This is a genomic window from Microcystis sp. LE18-22.4A (genome assembly GCF_027531105.1).
In the GTDB taxonomy this organism is placed as follows: Bacteria; Cyanobacteriota; Cyanobacteriia; order Cyanobacteriales; family Microcystaceae; genus Microcystis; species Microcystis aeruginosa.
In genome coordinates, this window is the sequence record NZ_JAPZRB010000093.1 from 1 (window position 1) to 16,436 (window position 16,436).

Sequence of the window (16,436 nt, forward strand, 5' to 3'; positions counted from 1 at the left end):
GGAGTGATCAGGGGTAAATTCAGGGACTTTTTCCCTGAAAATTAGGTAATTGACCCCCTCAAAATCGGTAAAACCCCACACCCCACACCCCACACCCTACACCCTGCCCCTAGGAAAAACTTTTTCAGCAGACCCTAATTAATGATTTGGCTCGTCAGGGAACTGCGGTATTAGTGACAACCCATTATCTCGAAGAAGCGGAACAATGCAATCGTCTGGGTTTTATGGTAGCTGGAGAAGTGGTGATGCAAGGTTCCCCCAGTCAAATTAAAGCAGCACAACCGGGGCAATTAATCGAATTACGTCTCGATCGAGTGCAACAAGCGGCAGAAATTTTCAAAACCCGTTTACAAGCTTGGCGCGTCTCGATTTTTGGCGATTGCTTGCACCTCACTCTCGATCATCCCGACAGGGAAATTCCAGAGATAAAAAAGATTGTCAGCACCGCGGGAATACAGGTACAATCCTTGCGTTTGCTTCCCTTTTCTTTAGAAGACGCATTGATCAGCGTTGTGCAGAGAATTAATGAGGATTGATCAAGTTTTTTGCCGATAACTTGGATAATAGAGACCTGCTCTTTAATATTGTACCATTTAGGGTTAGTCCGCTCCTTCTACAGAGCCATTGTCTCCGTGGGATGTTATTCCTACGCAGGTTCCCTACAATGGTAGGTCGTTAGATTAGAAAAGTCCTAACATTTTGGACGGATTATCGGCTATTGTTCTTTTTTTGCCTTTTTACTCCGCCGAGAAGACCGAGCGAACCCAAGAGAACGATTCCGGGCAAGGTAGAGGATTCGGGAACCGGTTGGAAATCGAGGCTAAAGGTTCCCGATGGTAATAGCGGGGTACGACCGTTTGCGGTATTCGTATCCACGAAGCGAAAGGTAGCGGAATAGGTTCCTAACGGCGCGTTCCCATCTGTTGAAAACACGGGAGTGAAAGCGAACCAATCTCCTTGCCCGATAACATAAGTATCGTTGACCGCGTTAAACAAATTTATTCCCGAAGCGTCCGTTACCGTCAAACCAGGCGTGATATCGATTAATTGTAGGGCGATCGTCGCCTCGTCTCCCAACAAGTCCTTCCAGCGACCGTTTCCCGTATTATAAATTGCGTTCACGTAAGGATCGGCGAGATCGTCGGTTAAATGGGCGACCGGACGTATTTTCAAATCCGAATACATATGATCGTCCGTTTTCTGGCTAATATTCTTTCCCGCAAAAACGCCGCTACCCGGAAACAGGGGGATCGGGGATAGGTTGAACCGTGTTTCGGGCAATCGGTTATTGGTACTGGTCTCTACCACTGTCGCGTTCGTTGCCTCCCCCGTGTAACTATAAATACCGATGGCGTGGAAATGACTGATATTGACGGGTTCATGTTGATGCGGGAACAGAAGCGATAGTCTCCCATAGTTCGGATTGGCCAGAGCTTTATAAGTCCCGCTGGCTAGAGTCGGGAGTCCGTCTATCCCGACCATAATATGATGATGACTACTATGGGATTGGGCGAGGCTCGCGGTCGAACTAAGAAAGACGGCGGAAATCGAGACGAAAAAGGCATTTAAAGCCTTATTAGTCAAAATAAACATATATTTTGTCAGAGATTTTGTTCTACCTATCGTAAGAAAGATTTTTCTGGAAGTCAACAGACAGCGTGTCGTAGACAGGTGTCGCGTCTCTCGATAAATCGGTTCTCACGCGCTTGGTGGTGATTCGGTAGTAGTGATGAGTGGGCAATTCGTAATCATTTCTTTTGCGCTTTCCGTGCTTTCTGTCATCTTCAGACTGCCTGCCTTAATCAACTGATTAACAACTGCTATGAATTTGCCCGAAAGCTATTTATCCCTGTTATTCGCCAATTTATTATGGAGAATATTACGGAGACTATGTTCGCATAAACTTGCTATGCCTATTTGAGGCTTTCTGTCAATGCGTAACTTCTATATTGTCCCATTTAGGGTTAGTCCACTCCTTCTACAGAGCCATTGTCTCCCTGGGATGTTATTCCTACGCAGGTTCCATATATAGCGTTTCCTGTTCGCAAGAGGTACATTGTCGATGGTGAAAAGCTTAATCAGCAAAGGTTTAACTGTGCCACACAGGTGTGAGAAACGCTATATACCTGTTGGCTAATCTTTACTCCTGATCTGGGGATTGTCCGAAAAGATGCTCTACAATTCGCTTAACTTCTGTACGGATACCAGTGACTTCGTTACGGAAAAACTGCCGATCGCTCTCAGCTTGAGTGATAAATTGATTTAAGCGCTCGTTGGTTCGTTCCAGACTCGCTGCTATTGTCCTAACCTCACGGGTTAGCTGTGCTATATCTTCTCGATTCTGTTGCGTGAGGACAACGGTAGCCTGTAGTATGCTCTCGATCCGTTCTAATCTTTCATCCGTCATCGGTTACAATCCCTTTAGAGCTTTTTATCTGTCCCTCTACTGAGAATTATATAGAGCTTGCTGAATAAGTTCCCTAAAAATGCCGTAAAAATTTATCCTTAATCGGGCAATTTAATGAAACGAATTCTCTCCCAATGTCGTAAGGAATTAGTGCAGTTTAGTCGTGATCGACTTACCCTTGCCCTCGCTTTCATTTTGCCCGTGATGACTCTTTTTATCTTTGGTTTTGCTATTCGTTTAGAGGCGAAAGATATACCGGTTTTAGTGCAAGATCAAGATCGAACAGTTTTTAGTCAAAATTATAGCGATCGCTTGTTCGCCACTAATTTATTTATTCCCGTGGTTTGGGAAGGCAACCCTGAAACCGCTTTAGATCGAGGTATTGCTAGGGCAATTGTTGTGATTCCTCCCGATTTTAGTCGTAATTTACAAGCCAATAAAACTGCCGAAATTCAAGCAATTGTTGATGGTACAGATGCTAATAATGCCCGAATTATTCGCAATGCGATTAAAGCGACTACCCGCTCTTTTTTACAAGCAGAAAACTTAATTTCCTCCCCTATTCCCATCGAAACTGCCACCCCACTTTGGTTTAATCCGGGACGACAAGAATCTCTCTATATTGTGCCGGGGGTTTATGCTGTGGTTTTATGGATTTTTCCCTCACTTTTATCAGCGATCGCTATGGTACGAGAAAAGGAAAAAGGCACAATTTTACAAGTTTATGCCTCCGCTCTCACTGCCGAAGAATTAATACTAGGTAAATCCCTCGCTTATCTAATAGTAGGAATCGGAATCGCTATCGGAGTTATGGGTTTAGGAAGTCTAATTTTTCAATTAAATTTTGCCGGTGATCCAATGCCATTACTGTTAGGAACTATCCTCTATTTATGGGCCAGTGTGATGTTTGGATTAATGTTAGGTGCGCGTACCGGTAATCAAAATTCTGCGGTGCAAGGTGTTTCTTTAGTGGGTTTTCTCACTGCTTTATTACTCAGTGGTTTTATTTATCCGTTAAGTAATATTCCCTTTCCCCTCTCTTTAGTTTCAAATATAGTTCCCGCTCGTTATTATATCGAAATTACTAGAGATGCTTTTGTCAGGGGTGTGGGTTGGGCGGGTATTGGCAATAATTTAGTTATCATTTTCCTCTTGGGAATGGTCTTATTTTTATTGGCAATAAAAGCTCTATCAAGAATGCAGTTAGGAGAATAATAAGATGTTTAAGCAATTATTTACAGGTCGTTTTTTATCTTTAGTTATTAAAGAAATTCGCCAGATATTACGCAACAAACAGTTAATTATTATCTTGATTTTCCCCCCAACTATTCAACTATTAATTTATGGATTTGCGCTTAATCCCGATGTTCATCATATTAAATTAGGAATAGTCGATTATGCAGCTACTGCTGAAAGTCGCTCCCTCAGCGCTGCTTTTACCGAAAATCAGATTTTTGATGCCGAAATAATCACTTTTGATGAGAAGACATTAACCCAACAGGTGGAAACAGGAAAATTAACCGCCGGTTTGATAATTCCCCCCGAATTTAGTCGCAATCTCACCCAAGAAAAAACCGCATCTATTCAAGTTTTTATCGATGGAGTGGATGCCAATACCGCAGGAATTGCTAAGGGTTATATCAATCAAATTGTGCAAGAATTCGGCACGGGAAAAGTTAATCAAAATCGGCCACTTCCCATCTCAACACAAGTAATTTTCTTTTATAATCCCGGACTTTCTAGCAGTTGGTTTTTTGTCCCCGGAGTCATGGGATTAGTATTAACTTTAATCGGTTCGATCGTTTCTTCTATCACCGTTGTTAAAGAAAAAGATACGGGAACTCTCGAACAATTACTGATGACTCCTGCCGCTGCTTGGGAGATTTTGTTAGCTAAAGTTGTGCCTTTATTCATCCTCCTTTTGGGTGATGTTTTGTTAGCATTAACCATCGGTAAAGTGATTTTTAATGTGCCATTTCGGGGCAACTTTTTCCTATTTATGGCTTTAGCTAGTCTCTATATTTTTGTTAGTATTGGTGTCGGTATTATGTTAGCGACACTCTGTCAATCCCAACAGCAGGTAGTTTTAACCACCTTTTTTATCAATTTACCCATGGTACAATTATCAGGAGCGATCGCACCTATTGAAACGATGCCGCCATTTTTTCAATATCTCTCTCTTTTTAATCCTCTCCGTCACTACATAGCTATTATCCGCGGTATTCTTTTAAAAGGTGTTGGTTTAGAAGCTTTATGGGTTCATGTATTGGCTCTGATTGGTTTCGCTGTCATACTTTTAACTATTAGTGCCAAACGTTTTCGCAATCAGTTAAGTTAATCGTTTTTCAATCATTCCCTGGGGAAAAAATTAATCTATCCCGGGGTCGTGAATAACGATTAATTATTAATCCTTTAACCAAAACGACCGCTAACATAATCTCTAGTGGACTCTTGAGCGGGATTTTGAAAGATTACCTCGGTGCGATCATATTCCACTAAATAGCCCACTTTACCGCCTTTTGGGGTCGGTTCAGCATTATAAAAAGCCGTTAAATCAGAAACCCGCGACGCTTGTTGCATATTATGAGTGACAATAACTATAGTATATTGGGTTTTTAATTCGTGAATTAATTCCTCAATTTTTAGGGTAGAAATCGGATCGAGTGCCGCACAGGGTTCATCCATTAAAACAACTTCTGGTTTAACCGCAATAGCGCGGGCAATACATAACCTTTGTTGTTGTCCCCCCGATAAAGCTAAACCACTTTCTTTGAGTTTATCTTTAACATCATCCCAGAGAACGGCTTTTTTTAAAGATTCTTCCACTAATTGATCCATATCGCCGATGTAACCATTTAAGCGCGCCCCAAAAGCGATATTTTCATAGATAGATTTAGGAAAAGGATTCGGTTTCTGAAAAACCATACCAATACGACTGCGTAACCCGATAGGATTAACGGAATTACCATAAATATCTTGACCGCGAAAGGTAACTTTTCCCTCAATTTTGGCACTTTTAACCAGATCATTCATGCGATTAAAACAGCGCAAAACCGTACTTTTCCCGCAGCCAGAGGGACCGATAAAAGCGACCGCTTTTTTCTCAGGAATATCAAGGTTAACATCACGAACAGCGAGATTAGAACCGTAGTAAACATTTAAGTTTTTGGTTCTCAAAACCGCATCGGTGACAACATCGCTACTATACATAATCTTTAAAGGAATAGTGTTGGGGAAAAGGGAGAAGGGAGAGGAGGAGAGGGAAGAAAAAAGCTGATAACTGATAACTGATAACTGATAACTGGATTTAGCCAAAACGTCCACTAACATAATCTTTAGTTGCTTGTTCTTGAGGATCACCGAAGATTTTGTCCGTATGATCAAACTCGACTAGATAACCAATTTTGCCACCTTTATCGGTGGCTTCAGCGTTATAAAAAGCCGTTAAATCTGCTACTCTTGTGGCTTGTTGCATATTGTGAGTAACAATAATAATCGTGTAACGTTCTTTTAATTCGTGCATTAATTCCTCAACTTTTAAAGTTGAAATCGGATCGAGTGCCGAACAGGGTTCATCCATTAATAATACTTCTGGTTGAGCGGCAATAGCGCGAGCAATACATAATCTTTGTTGTTGTCCCCCCGATAGGGAAAAACCGCTTTCTTTCAGTTTATCTTTTACTTCTTCCCAGAGAGCAGCCCGACGCAGGGAAGTTTCTACTAATTCATCCAAATCCCCTTTATAACCATTTAAGCGCGCTCCGTAAACCACATTATCATAAATGGATTTGGGAAAAGGATTAGGGCGCTGGAACACCATACCAATGTATTTTCTTACTTCGACAGGATCCACCTCTTGAGAGTAAATATCTTGGTTATGATAAAAAACTTTGCCGTCAATACGAAAACCGTGAATTAAATCATTGAGACGATTAAAACACCTGAGAATGGTACTTTTTCCACAGCCAGAGGGTCCGATAAAAGCGGTGACTTTATTTTTGGGAATATCGATGGAAACGTCTCGTACTGCCCGATAATTACCATAGTAAATATCAGCCTTATCGACCTTTAAAACGGTTCCTGTAGAATGGGAGTTAGAGTTAGTTAGCATAAATTATTTACCTTGAGTTTGGCTAATTGAGGAATTGGAAAGATAGATAGATTTTTCCTTAAATATCCCTTTTTCCTTTTCACTTTTTCCTTGACTTAATAGGTTTTCTGGCGCGTAGCTAAACGGGATAAAATGTTAGTTAACAACACCAAAAGCACCAGAATTAAAGCACCTGCCCAAGCTAATTGCTGTTGGGGGGCAAAAGGGGCAGTAGCAAAGTTGAAAACTAAGACCGAAAGGGTGGCAATCGGTTCAAAGACACCCCGGGGCCAAAAGTTAGAGAATAATGCCGTAAAAATTAAGGAGGCGGTTTCCCCGGCAGCCCTAGCAATTGCTAAAGTCACACCGGTTAAAATAGCGGGAACTGCGGCAGGAAGGACGATTTTTAGGACGGTTTGGTAGTTATAGGCCCCTAAACCCATGGCCGCCCAGCGGATGTCTTGGGGAACGATTTTTAAAGCCTCATCGGTGGTTCTAATAATAGTGGGTAACATTAACACCGCTAAACCGATCGAACCGGCAAGGGCAGAAAAGCCTAAAAGGGCTGTTCCTTCGCCAAATAAGGGGGCAACTAGCAAACCGTAGGCGAAAACCCCGACAATAATCGAAGGGACACCCGCTAAAACGTTGGTAGCAAAGCGCACACCCTGGGCAAGTTTGTTATCACCGCTAAATTCCGAGAGATAAACCGCCGCTAAAACGCCAATGGGAACTGCGATCGCTGTGGCCAGGGCGACGACGATAATTGTCCCTAAAATGGCGTTAGCGATGCCTCCTCCTCCTAACCCCGGCGGTGGCGGTAATTTGGTAAAGAGATTGGCGTTTAAACGGCCCACCCCTTGCACAAAAACGAAGCCTAGGACGGCAAAAAGGGGAATCACGGTGACGGCTAAACATAAACCCGATAGGACGGTCATAATTGTCCCCAATAGCGATCGAGGACTACTCGGTTTCTTTTTGAGATTATTGCCTAAATTCGCACTATCCATATCAGTTATCAGTTATCAGTTATCAGTTATCAGTGAACAGTAAGTAGGTAGGTGTTAAAAGTTGTCAGACACCCCCCTTATCAAGGGGGGATTAAGGGTAGGGTTGATTCATGAATCAACCCTACTATGAATCAAGCCTAGGATTAAGGGGGGATTAAGGGAGGATCGAAGCTAAAATCCATTTTTAATTTAATTATAACCAGCTACTTAAACAGTAATCAGTTATCAGTAATCAGTGAACAGTAATCAGTTATCAGTGATTAGTAAACAGTGAAAAGTGAAAAGACAGCAGTAAACTGCCATTTGATGATGAACACTTAATACAAACTGCTCACTTAATACTCAAAACTTAAAACTCAAAACTGATAACTGATAACTGACGACCGACGGCTTAATACTTAGCTTTGACGCGATTAACGATTAATTCTGCGAAGATATTGACTACTAGGGTCAAAACCAAGAGAACAAAACCCGCATACATTAAAGCTGATACTTGCATTCCCGATGCTTCGGCGAATTGGTTAGCCAATAAGGAAGCGATCGTGTTAGCAGGGGCGAGAATAGAGGCACTAATGCGGTTAGAATTGCCGATAATCATCGTTACTGCCATGGTTTCCCCTAAAGCGCGCCCTAAAGCTAACATAATCCCCCCGACAATCCCGGAAAAAGCGGCGGGAATTAATACCCGAAAAATCGTTTCCCAACGGGTGGCCCCCAAGCCTAGGGAAGCTTGCCTTAGATCCGGCGGTAAAGCGGCCAAAGAGTCGCGAGAGATAGCGATAATAATCGGCAGGATCATAATTGCTAAAATAACCCCCGCCGGTAACATTCCAGGACCCCCTAAAGGAGTACTAAACAGAGGAATCCAACTAAAATTAGCATTTAGCCAGTTACCAAGGGGTCTGAGGATAGGAATCAATACAAAGATACCCCATAATCCGTAAACAACACTGGGAATAGCGGCCAAAAGTTGTACGAGAAAAACCAAAATTGTCCGCGCATTTAAGGGAATAAAATCTTCGCTTAAAAAAATGGCTGAACCGATACCGAGGGGAACAGCAATCAGGAGGGCAATCAGAGAACTAACGAGAGTTCCGTAGATAACGGGCAGAACTCCGAATTCTTCGCGACCGCGCACGGGATTCCAAGCACTACTGGTCAAAAATCCCAGACCAAAGGTTTGAATCGCCGGTAAAGCCCGAATAAAAATCACTAGGGCAATTAGGAGCAAAATTACCCCAATAGCGATGGCAAAGGCGGTAGTTAATCCAACAAAGCCTTTATCGAGGATTTTTTCCGATTCTGGACGTTCTTTAAAATTTGAGTCGGGTGAAACTGTGGGCGCACTCATGATTAGGGTTTAAATCCAGCTAGTTTGCGGTAGCTAAGGTCGAAATTGGCCTTTCTCCACTATTATTGTAACTTTGAATACATTTTTTCGGCTACTAATCCACATTGATTGTGTAATCGGGATAGATGACATCGGCAGCGGCGGCTACTCGTTCGCGGACGTTTTTCGGTAGGGGAATATAACCAAGGGCGGCGGACTGTTCCTGTCCCTGATTAAGTCCAAATTCGATCATCGCCTCCATAGCTAAAGCTTTTTGGGGATCGTTGTATTTTTTATAAACCAACATCCAACTATAGGTGACAATGGGGTAGGAATTTTCCCCCGGGGGATCAACGATAAAAGCCCGCAGATTTTCGGGTAATTCCACCGTGGCTAAGGTGGCAGCGGCGTTAGTTTCATTGGGGATAACGAATTGACCGGCTTGGTTTTGTAAAGTGGCCATGGGCAGCTTATTATTTTTAGCGAAACCGTACTCGATATAGCCAATCGAGCCTTGATTTTGTTGAATTAGGGCAGTTACACCTTCATTTCCTCTACCGCCGAGAAATTTACCTTTTTTGGTCGGCCATTGTACGGCTTTTCCTTCACCGATACTTTTTTTCCATTCGGGACTAACGGCGCTTAAAAACTTAGTAAAAACTCCCGTCGTCCCGCTACCGTCTGCCCGGTGAACTACGGTAATTTCTTCATTGGGTAGTTTTAAATCGGGGTTATCGGCGGCGATTTTGGCATCGTTCCAACGGGTAATCGTGCCTAAAAAGATGCCTATATATGCTTCCCTACTTAGTTTCAGCCCTTCTACTCCGGGCAAATTATAAGCCATAACGATGCTTCCCGCCGTCATCGGTAGCAGTAAAACCCCGCGGCTAACTCTGGCCATATCCTCGTCACTCATGGCCACATCGGAAGCGCCAAAATCGATCGTACCTTGAATAAATTGTTCGACTCCCGCCCCGCTACCAGTAGATTGATAGTTAATTAGCAGTTTAGAAAATAGTTGATTGATGGTGACAAACCAGTTTTGATATAGGGGTGCAGGAAAAGAAGCGCCCGCACCATTGAGGGCGACCTCTCCTTGCAGAGGAACTTGGGCGATCCTATTGCTTCCCTCTCCACTGGTTCCCGCCGTATCGCCGCCACCACAAGCGGTTAAAGTCGCTGTTAAAGTCGCTAGGGATAAGGCTGTTAGTAAATTGGTCTTGTTTCTGCTGGGCATAGGATTAATTTTGATCCGTAAACTGCCTTAAATCTTACGCTAAAACCTACCACTGCTTGGTAAAGAATAGGTTAAGAAGTGAATAAAAGAACATAATGTATTGTCAAGAAAAATTTTCTCGATAACTAGACAAAAATCTCAACTTCTTTTACTATTTATTTTGACTAAACATTAGTTTTAAGTCTCGGGTAAAGCCGCTGACTTTTCCAGTTTAGATTAGGTTTTTCTCTTTCCCTATCATTGTAGTGACGTAAAAACAACAAAGAAAAGATTAAGGTTTTTAGTCATCATCCCTCAGCTTTTTTCTCCCCACTACCCCACTACCCCACTACCCCACTACCCCACTACCCCACTACCCCACTGATAACTGAAAAGTCTCCCCAATACCCTTTTTTACTTTCTCCTTTTGACACCTATGCTAGGAATTTTTACTCAGCTATCTCGTCCCACCAAAGTAGTGGCAATTGTCCTGGGTACTGCCCTAATTTTACCCGCCTGTGCCAATATTAATCCTCAAGACCTAAAACCAATTAAAATCGATGGTTCGAGTACCGTAGCACCAATTACCGATAAAGTTCTCGAAGATTTTAAAGCTAATACCCCTAACAAAGCTTTGGCTGATGTTAAAATTGACGCTAATATTTCAGGAACTGGCGGCGGTTTTAGAAAATTTTGTGCAGGAGAAACCGATATTAATAATGCTTCTCGGCCGATTTCTGTGGAAGAATTAAAAGAATGTGATGCTAATAAGGTCAGATTTATCGAACTACCGATCGCTTTTGATGCTTTAACCGTGGTGGTAAATCCCGAAAATAACTGGGTTGATGATATTTCGACTACAGAATTAAGAACTATTTGGGAACCAGCGGCCGAGAATAAAATCAAACGTTGGAATCAAATTAATCCCGCTTGGCCCGACCGACCGATTACCCTTCACGGGCCCGGTAAAGACTCAGGAACCTACGATTTTTTTAGTGAGGTAATTAACGGCAAAGATGCCAGTCGTGGGGACTTTAATTTTAGTGAAGATGACGAAGCTTTAGTTAATGCCGTCAGTCAAGATGCCAACGCTTTAGGCTATTTTGGCCATGCTTACTATGAACAAAATCGGGATAAATTAAAAGCTTTGAAAGTTAACGGTATTGAACCAACTCGCGGCAATGTAGAGGATAGTAAATATCAGCCTTTATCTCGTCCTTTGTTTATTTATGTTAATGCCCAAAAAGCCCAAGAGAATCCCGCTTTAGAGAAATTTGTCGAACATTATCTCGATCGAGTTCCCAATTTATTAGATACTATTGGTTATATTCCTCTACCGGATGAGGCCTATCATTTGGCACGGGTACAGTTGCAAAAATTTGAGATAGGAACAGTTTTTGATGGCAGACCTCAACCCAATTTAACCATCGGGGAATTACTTCGTAAACAAGCTCAATTTGAAGCTAAGTAACGATTCCCATCTGATACTAAATCCGTTGAGTATAGGCTACATATCAGGACAGGCACTCCTGCAAGGGGAGTGACTCTTAAATTATTACAGATGCGTCAGCAGCTGCGTGTAAGCATCCCACCGAAAAACTAATGCGCTCCGGGGTTTGGGGGCGGCGCCACGCCCCCAACGGGGGGTTTGGGTAGGGTTGATTCATGAATCAACCCTACTATGAATCAACCCTACCCATTCAGCGTATCGAGAAACTTGTTAATTAACCTTTCGGTGTCGCCCCAAATTGTTCGATGAGGATAGAGGTTAACACCGATTTTAAGTCTTCACAGGGAATCCCTTTTTGTACACAACTTCCCAGGTGGGCATCTTTACCCACTTTACCCCCCATGTAGAGGTCAACTCCTTCCACGGTTTTGCCGTCTTTGCGCGCTTTTGTCCCCATCAAACCGATATCGGCCACTTGGGGTTGTCCGCAGGAGTTAGGGCAACCGGTCCAATGGATCCGCACACCCCGGGGGATATTTAATTCGGCATCTAACTGACGAATCAAGTCCACAGCCTTATTTTTGGTTTCAATCAGGGCAAAATTGCAGAATTGCGCCCCCGTGCAAGAAACGAGCGCTCGTTGTAAAGGAGTGGGATTGGGGGTAAACTTAGCCAGTAAAGGCTCGGTTAAAAGAGTCGGCATATTTTCAGCCGCTATATTGGGAATAATCACGTTTTGTTCCACGGTTAAACGCAATTCTCCGCTGCCATACACTTCGGCAATCCGGGCTAAATCGAACATATCATCGGCAAATAGACGACCAACGGGAACACAAAGACCGATATAGCTCAATCCCTCCTGTTTTTGGGAAAAAACTCCTAAATGATCTCGTTTTTCCCAGTCAATAGCGTCTTTTTCCGCTGCCGTTGCCAAGGGATAACCTAACTGATTAGCCACCCGCGTGCGGAATTCCTCAATTCCCCACTCATCAATTAACCACATTAAACGGGATTTTTGACGATTGGCGCGCAATCCGTTATCGCGGTAAACTTCCAAAATTCCTCGGCATAAATCCACCACTTCCTGATTCGGTCTCACCCAAACATTCATGGGAATTGCCGCTTCACAGCGTTTAGCCGAGAAAAAGCCGCCCACCACGACATTAAAGCCTAATTCTCCCTCTTTATAGGCAGGAACAAAGGCAATATCGTTAATTTCCGCATGAACGGAATTATCCCGTCCCCCCTCGATGGCAATATTAAATTTGCGGGGCAGATTGCTAAATTGATAATTACCTTGACCGTAGTTGGTAATCATATCTTGGACTTTTTGGACTAATTCCCTGGTGTCAATTAATTCATCTGCGTCTAGTCCTGCCATGGGTGAACCGGTAATATTTCTGACATTATCCATGCCCGATTGTACCGAAGTCATACCCACGGATTTTAGTCGTTGGAAAATATCAGGAATATCTTCGATACGAATACCGCGTAATTGTAGGTTTTGACGAGTAGTAATATCGGCATTGCCATCATCACCGTAACGCTGCACAATTTCCCCTAAAACTCGCATTTGCTCACTACTGAGAATGCCGTTAGGAACCCGCAAACGCATCATGAATTTGCCCGGGGTGACGGGACGATAAAAAACCCCCACCCATTTTAAGCGATGTTCTAAATCGGTTTTATCCATCGCTTCCCAACCGATTTGGGCAAAATGCTCCAGTTCATCTTTAATGGCTAATCCGTCTTTTTCGGCTTTAAATTTCTCGAATTTATTGAGAGTTGTTCCATCTTTTTCAGGTGCTTGTACCACGAATCTATCTCCTTACTGGTCTGTGGGTGCAATTGTTCTAGTTGGTGCGGGTTAGAAATGAAGAAATCGGGATTTAACAATAAGTATTCTTTAAAATACCGTCGTCATTAGCAAAAATTTAGTAATTTACCTAGTCTCTATTTGTTATTTAATTCGTTTTAAGTTGGATAATTTTGTATTGTTTGTAACAGAAATCCGCTCACCATCGTGTTTAGGCATTTATATCATGCAGTAAGTGCATTAAGGTGGGGTGTGGGGTGTGGGGTGTGGGGTGTGGGGTGTGGGGTGTGGGGTGTGGGGTGTGGGGTGTGGGGAGAATAAATAAAGGCAATCTCCCGACTCCTGAATACTGGCTCCTGAATACTGGCTCGGAGTCTATTGCCCTTGCCTAGCGGTTCAGGGGGTATTGTGTAAAAATAAGAAAAGATCGGTTTTTTTTTACTAAACCTATGGCCACTTCTTCCATTGCCGTTAGAGAATTACCTCTCTTTCCCCTTCCCGAAGTTGTTTTATTCCCGGGTCGTCCCCTGCCCCTGCACATCTTCGAGTTTCGCTATCGGATTATGATGAATACGATATTGGAAGAAGATCGCCGTTTTGGGGTCTTAATGGTAGATCCGTCCACGGGAGAAATCGCTAAAGTCGGCAGTTGTGCGGAAGTTGTCCGTTGTCAACGTCTTCCAGATGATCGGTTAAAAATTCTCACCATCGGTCAACAGCGTTTCCGTGTCCTAGAATATGTCCGGGAAAAACCCTATCGTGTCGGTTTAGTGGAGTGGATTGAAGATGTCCCCACCACCCAAGATCTGCGACCTCTGGCCAAAGAAGTGGATCGACTGCTGCGGGATGTGGTTCATCTATCAGCCAAATTAACCGCTCAAAAAATTGAACTCCCCGACGATTTGCCCAGTCTTCCCCTGGAATTATCCTACTGGGTGGCGGGTAATCTCTACGGTGTGGCCGGGGAACAACAGGCTTTATTGGAAATGCTCGATACAGTCAGTCGTCTGCAACGAGAATCGGAAATTCTCACCTCGACTCGCAATCATCTGGCCGCTCGCACGGCTCTTAAAGATGCTTTAAATTAATGATCTTGAGGTTTTTCAGCTTCGGGAGATGGCAGTGGCCGTCTTATTTCAGTGAACAGTAAACAGTAATCAGTGAACTGATAACTCACATCTGAAAACTGGTCACTAACCCACTGATGACTGACCCACTGATAACTGATAACTGTTAATCTGGGGATTACCTAATGTTTACCTTGATACAGTAAAGTGGGGTTAAAATTGTTAGCCCCTCACCCAGGAGAACTTTGATCATGTTGCTGACCTATAATCCCAGCGTCTCACCCTTCCGAGAAGACTATAGCGAGAGTCGTCGGCTCCATTTTTATGATCGCGGGGAAAATATTCCTCTGGTGGTTGATGGAGTCTGGCAAGTTTATCGGGGTATGGCGCAACTAAGTCAAGTATCTGAGAGTGGAGAGGAAATTTTACTAGGCTGGGCCCATTCATCCCACTTTTTTGGCTTAAATTTGACCCATCTGGAATCCTATCACGCCAGAGCCTTGTCGGAACTGTACCTAAAATGGTACACGATCGCCGAAGTAGAAAATTCGGCGGAATTAACTAGGATGATGTTAAATCAAATGATCCGTCGTCAACAACAAACGGAATCGCTTCTTGCGATCGCAGGACTCAAACGAGTGGAGGAACGTCTCCAGCAGTTACTACAGTTATTAAAGCGGGAAATGGGAGAACCAATCGCCCAAGGCAGTCGTTTAAAGATCCGTTTAACCCATCAAAATCTCGCCAATGCTATCGGTACCACGAGGGTAACGGTGACGCGTTTGTTAGGCGAATTTCAGCGTCAGGGAGCCGTGAGCAGCGATTGCGATCGCCACTTAATTATTCACGATTAAGTCAGTCCCCCCCATAATAGACTCCTTGCGGAGGTCCAATAATTGCCAAGCTAATTTAGCGGCCCCCACCATCCCGGCGCGATTACCTAACTCGGCCGTTAATACCTCTAATCCTTCTCTGGAACTAGGTAACACCCGTCTTTCGATTTCTGTGAGCAGAGAGGGAAAGAAAAACTTAGCACTGGCGCTAATGCCGCCGCCGATAATTACCGCCTCTGGGGTGAGAACATAGAGTAAACTGGCGATACCAGCCCCCAGTAAACAGCCGTAACGCTGCCAGAATTCTAAAGCCTCTCGATCGCCTTTTTCGGCCAATTCTGCCAATTGCTTCGGTTCTTTGCCGGTCATCCGGCGAATAGCTTGCCGGGAGACGTATTGTTCCAAGGAACCCCGATTACCGCTATTGCACAATGGACCGTCAAAATTAAGGGTTATTAAGCCTAATTCCGCGGCCGTTCCCTTGCTGCCCACAAATAAGTTACCATCGAGGATAATTGCCCCTCCTACTCCCGTCCCCAAGGTCAACAGGATCAAGTTTTGAAACCGTTTGCCCGCTCCTAACCAAGCTTCCCCCAAACCGGCACAATTGGCATCATTGGCTAAAATTGTCGGCATTCCCGTACTTTCTTCTAACCAATCGGCGAGGGGAATATCCCGCCATCCTGCCAAATTAATCGCTATTTTGGCAATTCTTCCCTGAGCATCCGCCGGCCCCGGCGTTCCCACACCGATGGCTTGACAACTTTTATCTAAATTTACTTGACAAATGCCTTGATGTATGGTATGGGCGACTTCTTTGGGTGTAGCGGGTTGGGGAGTGGGCAAGGTGAGAGATTCGAGACAATTGCCCTCTTGGTCAAATTTACCAATTTTAATCGCAGTTCCACCTAAATCGACACCTATTACTGTTTTCACCATCGGGCTTTCCTTGTTACTCTGGGAGTAGCTAGGTTTATTATCACTCTTTTTGGCGGTTTTTTCGCAGTTAGATGTGATTGAGAGGATAATTCGGCTAAACTGGCACAACTAGCTGATTGATTAGCCCCAAATTTCTTCTAATGGGACTTAAACAAATTTCAAGCCCAAACAAAGCCTAAACTGGCTTTGTAAGCGGCAAACACATCCCGATTCTCGGTCAGCCACTCAAAGAAACGGAAAGACATCGCTGTCCGAAAAGCTGCCAAGGCTTCCACAAA

General features: G+C 43.7%; 15 protein-coding genes and 1 pseudogene. 7 read left to right on the top strand and 9 right to left on the bottom strand.

What is annotated here, in order from left to right:
• Positions 1 to 146: 146 nt before the first annotated feature.
• Complete coding sequence (locus tag O9295_RS04090; protein ID WP_288031910.1) at positions 147 to 536, top strand: ATP-binding cassette domain-containing protein; 390 nt, start codon at positions 147 to 149, stop codon at positions 534 to 536.
• 172 nt (positions 537 to 708) lie between these two features.
• Here O9295_RS04090 and O9295_RS04095 read toward each other — a convergent pair whose 3' ends face one another.
• Positions 709 to 1,593: an all3515 family Zur-repressed PEP-CTERM protein gene (locus tag O9295_RS04095; RefSeq protein ID WP_353847603.1), complete on the bottom strand. Its 885-nt coding sequence runs from the start codon at positions 1,591 to 1,593 to the stop codon at positions 709 to 711.
• Between the two features lie 135 nt (positions 1,594 to 1,728).
• Here O9295_RS04095 and O9295_RS04100 point away from each other — a divergent pair.
• Positions 1,729 to 1,902, top strand: a pseudogene (locus tag O9295_RS04100) (IS701 family transposase); the annotation flags it as partial.
• Positions 1,903 to 2,140: 238 nt separating this feature from the next.
• Here O9295_RS04100 and O9295_RS04105 read toward each other — a convergent pair.
• Positions 2,141 to 2,407: a hypothetical protein gene (locus O9295_RS04105; RefSeq protein WP_002789481.1), complete on the bottom strand. Its 267-nt coding sequence runs from the start codon at positions 2,405 to 2,407 to the stop codon at positions 2,141 to 2,143.
• Positions 2,408 to 2,521: 114 nt separating this feature from the next.
• On the opposite strand from O9295_RS04105, the gene O9295_RS04110 reads away from it, so the two are divergent.
• On the top strand, positions 2,522 to 3,622 hold the full coding sequence (locus O9295_RS04110; protein WP_288031911.1) for an ABC transporter permease: 1,101 nt from the start codon (positions 2,522 to 2,524) through the stop codon (positions 3,620 to 3,622).
• A 4-nt stretch (positions 3,623 to 3,626) separates the two neighbouring features.
• Positions 3,627 to 4,745, top strand: a complete 1,119-nt coding sequence (locus O9295_RS04115; RefSeq protein WP_288031913.1) for an ABC transporter permease — start codon at positions 3,627 to 3,629, stop codon at positions 4,743 to 4,745.
• Between the two features lie 74 nt (positions 4,746 to 4,819).
• Here O9295_RS04115 and pstB (O9295_RS04120) read toward each other — a convergent pair whose 3' ends face one another.
• The 5 genes from pstB (O9295_RS04120) to pstS form a co-directional block, all read right to left on the bottom strand.
• Positions 4,820 to 5,617: a phosphate ABC transporter ATP-binding protein PstB gene (gene pstB, locus O9295_RS04120; protein WP_288031927.1), complete on the bottom strand. Its 798-nt coding sequence runs from the start codon at positions 5,615 to 5,617 to the stop codon at positions 4,820 to 4,822.
• A gap of 97 nt (positions 5,618 to 5,714) precedes the next feature.
• Positions 5,715 to 6,518: a phosphate ABC transporter ATP-binding protein PstB gene (gene pstB / locus O9295_RS04125; RefSeq protein WP_190722526.1), complete on the bottom strand. Its 804-nt coding sequence runs from the start codon at positions 6,516 to 6,518 to the stop codon at positions 5,715 to 5,717.
• A 95-nt stretch (positions 6,519 to 6,613) separates the two neighbouring features.
• Positions 6,614 to 7,507, bottom strand: coding sequence for a phosphate ABC transporter permease PstA (gene pstA / locus O9295_RS04130; protein WP_002760018.1), 894 nt, complete (start codon positions 7,505 to 7,507; stop codon positions 6,614 to 6,616).
• A gap of 391 nt (positions 7,508 to 7,898) precedes the next feature.
• Positions 7,899 to 8,858, bottom strand: coding sequence for a phosphate ABC transporter permease subunit PstC (pstC, locus tag O9295_RS04135; RefSeq protein WP_002760019.1), 960 nt, complete (start codon positions 8,856 to 8,858; stop codon positions 7,899 to 7,901).
• Positions 8,859 to 8,952: 94 nt separating this feature from the next.
• On the bottom strand, positions 8,953 to 10,074 hold the full coding sequence (gene pstS, locus O9295_RS04140; protein WP_288031916.1) for a phosphate ABC transporter substrate-binding protein PstS: 1,122 nt from the start codon (positions 10,072 to 10,074) through the stop codon (positions 8,953 to 8,955).
• Positions 10,075 to 10,489: 415 nt separating this feature from the next.
• Here pstS and O9295_RS04145 point away from each other — a divergent pair, with 415 nt between their 5' ends.
• Complete coding sequence (locus tag O9295_RS04145) at positions 10,490 to 11,524, top strand: PstS family phosphate ABC transporter substrate-binding protein (RefSeq protein ID WP_288031918.1); 1,035 nt, start codon at positions 10,490 to 10,492, stop codon at positions 11,522 to 11,524.
• Positions 11,525 to 11,777: 253 nt separating this feature from the next.
• On the opposite strand, the gene O9295_RS04150 is transcribed toward O9295_RS04145, so the two are convergent.
• The gene (locus O9295_RS04150; protein WP_288031921.1) at positions 11,778 to 13,319 is read right to left on the bottom strand and encodes a ferredoxin--nitrite reductase; all 1,542 of its coding nucleotides are present in this window, start codon (positions 13,317 to 13,319) and stop codon (positions 11,778 to 11,780) included.
• Between the two features lie 449 nt (positions 13,320 to 13,768).
• Here O9295_RS04150 and O9295_RS04155 point away from each other — a divergent pair, with 449 nt between their 5' ends.
• Together O9295_RS04155 and O9295_RS04160 are read left to right on the top strand one after the other, a co-directional pair.
• Positions 13,769 to 14,407: an LON peptidase substrate-binding domain-containing protein gene (locus O9295_RS04155; RefSeq protein WP_147071116.1), complete on the top strand. Its 639-nt coding sequence runs from the start codon at positions 13,769 to 13,771 to the stop codon at positions 14,405 to 14,407.
• 230 nt (positions 14,408 to 14,637) lie between these two features.
• Positions 14,638 to 15,240, top strand: a complete 603-nt coding sequence (locus tag O9295_RS04160) for a Crp/Fnr family transcriptional regulator (RefSeq protein WP_002760023.1) — start codon at positions 14,638 to 14,640, stop codon at positions 15,238 to 15,240.
• Here O9295_RS04160 and O9295_RS04165 read toward each other — a convergent pair.
• A complete protein-coding gene (locus tag O9295_RS04165) occupies positions 15,223 to 16,158 on the bottom strand; it encodes an ROK family protein (protein WP_288031924.1) in 936 nt (311 codons plus the stop codon). The genes O9295_RS04160 and O9295_RS04165 overlap by 18 nt on opposite strands.
• Between the last annotated feature and the right edge of the window lie 278 nt (positions 16,159 to 16,436).

Excerpts from the sequence above, each read along its gene's own strand:
- pstS (WP_288031916.1), bottom strand. The coding sequence starts at position 10,074 with ATGCCCAGCAGAAACAAGACCAATTTACTAACAGCCTTATCCCTAGCG.
- O9295_RS04155 (WP_147071116.1), top strand. The coding sequence starts at position 13,769 with ATGGCCACTTCTTCCATTGCCGTTAGAGAATTACCTCTCTTTCCCCTT.
- O9295_RS04095 (WP_353847603.1), bottom strand. The coding sequence starts at position 1,593 with ATGTTTATTTTGACTAATAAGGCTTTAAATGCCTTTTTCGTCTCGATT.
- pstC (WP_002760019.1), bottom strand. The coding sequence starts at position 8,858 with ATGAGTGCGCCCACAGTTTCACCCGACTCAAATTTTAAAGAACGTCCA.
- pstB (WP_190722526.1), bottom strand. The coding sequence starts at position 6,518 with ATGCTAACTAACTCTAACTCCCATTCTACAGGAACCGTTTTAAAGGTC.
- O9295_RS04165 (WP_288031924.1), bottom strand. The coding sequence starts at position 16,158 with ATGGTGAAAACAGTAATAGGTGTCGATTTAGGTGGAACTGCGATTAAA.
- O9295_RS04105 (WP_002789481.1), bottom strand. The coding sequence starts at position 2,407 with ATGACGGATGAAAGATTAGAACGGATCGAGAGCATACTACAGGCTACC.
- O9295_RS04110 (WP_288031911.1), top strand. The coding sequence starts at position 2,522 with ATGAAACGAATTCTCTCCCAATGTCGTAAGGAATTAGTGCAGTTTAGT.
- pstB (WP_288031927.1), bottom strand. The coding sequence starts at position 5,617 with ATGTATAGTAGCGATGTTGTCACCGATGCGGTTTTGAGAACCAAAAAC.
- O9295_RS04160 (WP_002760023.1), top strand. The coding sequence starts at position 14,638 with ATGTTGCTGACCTATAATCCCAGCGTCTCACCCTTCCGAGAAGACTAT.
- O9295_RS04115 (WP_288031913.1), top strand. The coding sequence starts at position 3,627 with ATGTTTAAGCAATTATTTACAGGTCGTTTTTTATCTTTAGTTATTAAA.
- pstA (WP_002760018.1), bottom strand. The coding sequence starts at position 7,507 with ATGGATAGTGCGAATTTAGGCAATAATCTCAAAAAGAAACCGAGTAGT.
- O9295_RS04145 (WP_288031918.1), top strand. The coding sequence starts at position 10,490 with ATGCTAGGAATTTTTACTCAGCTATCTCGTCCCACCAAAGTAGTGGCA.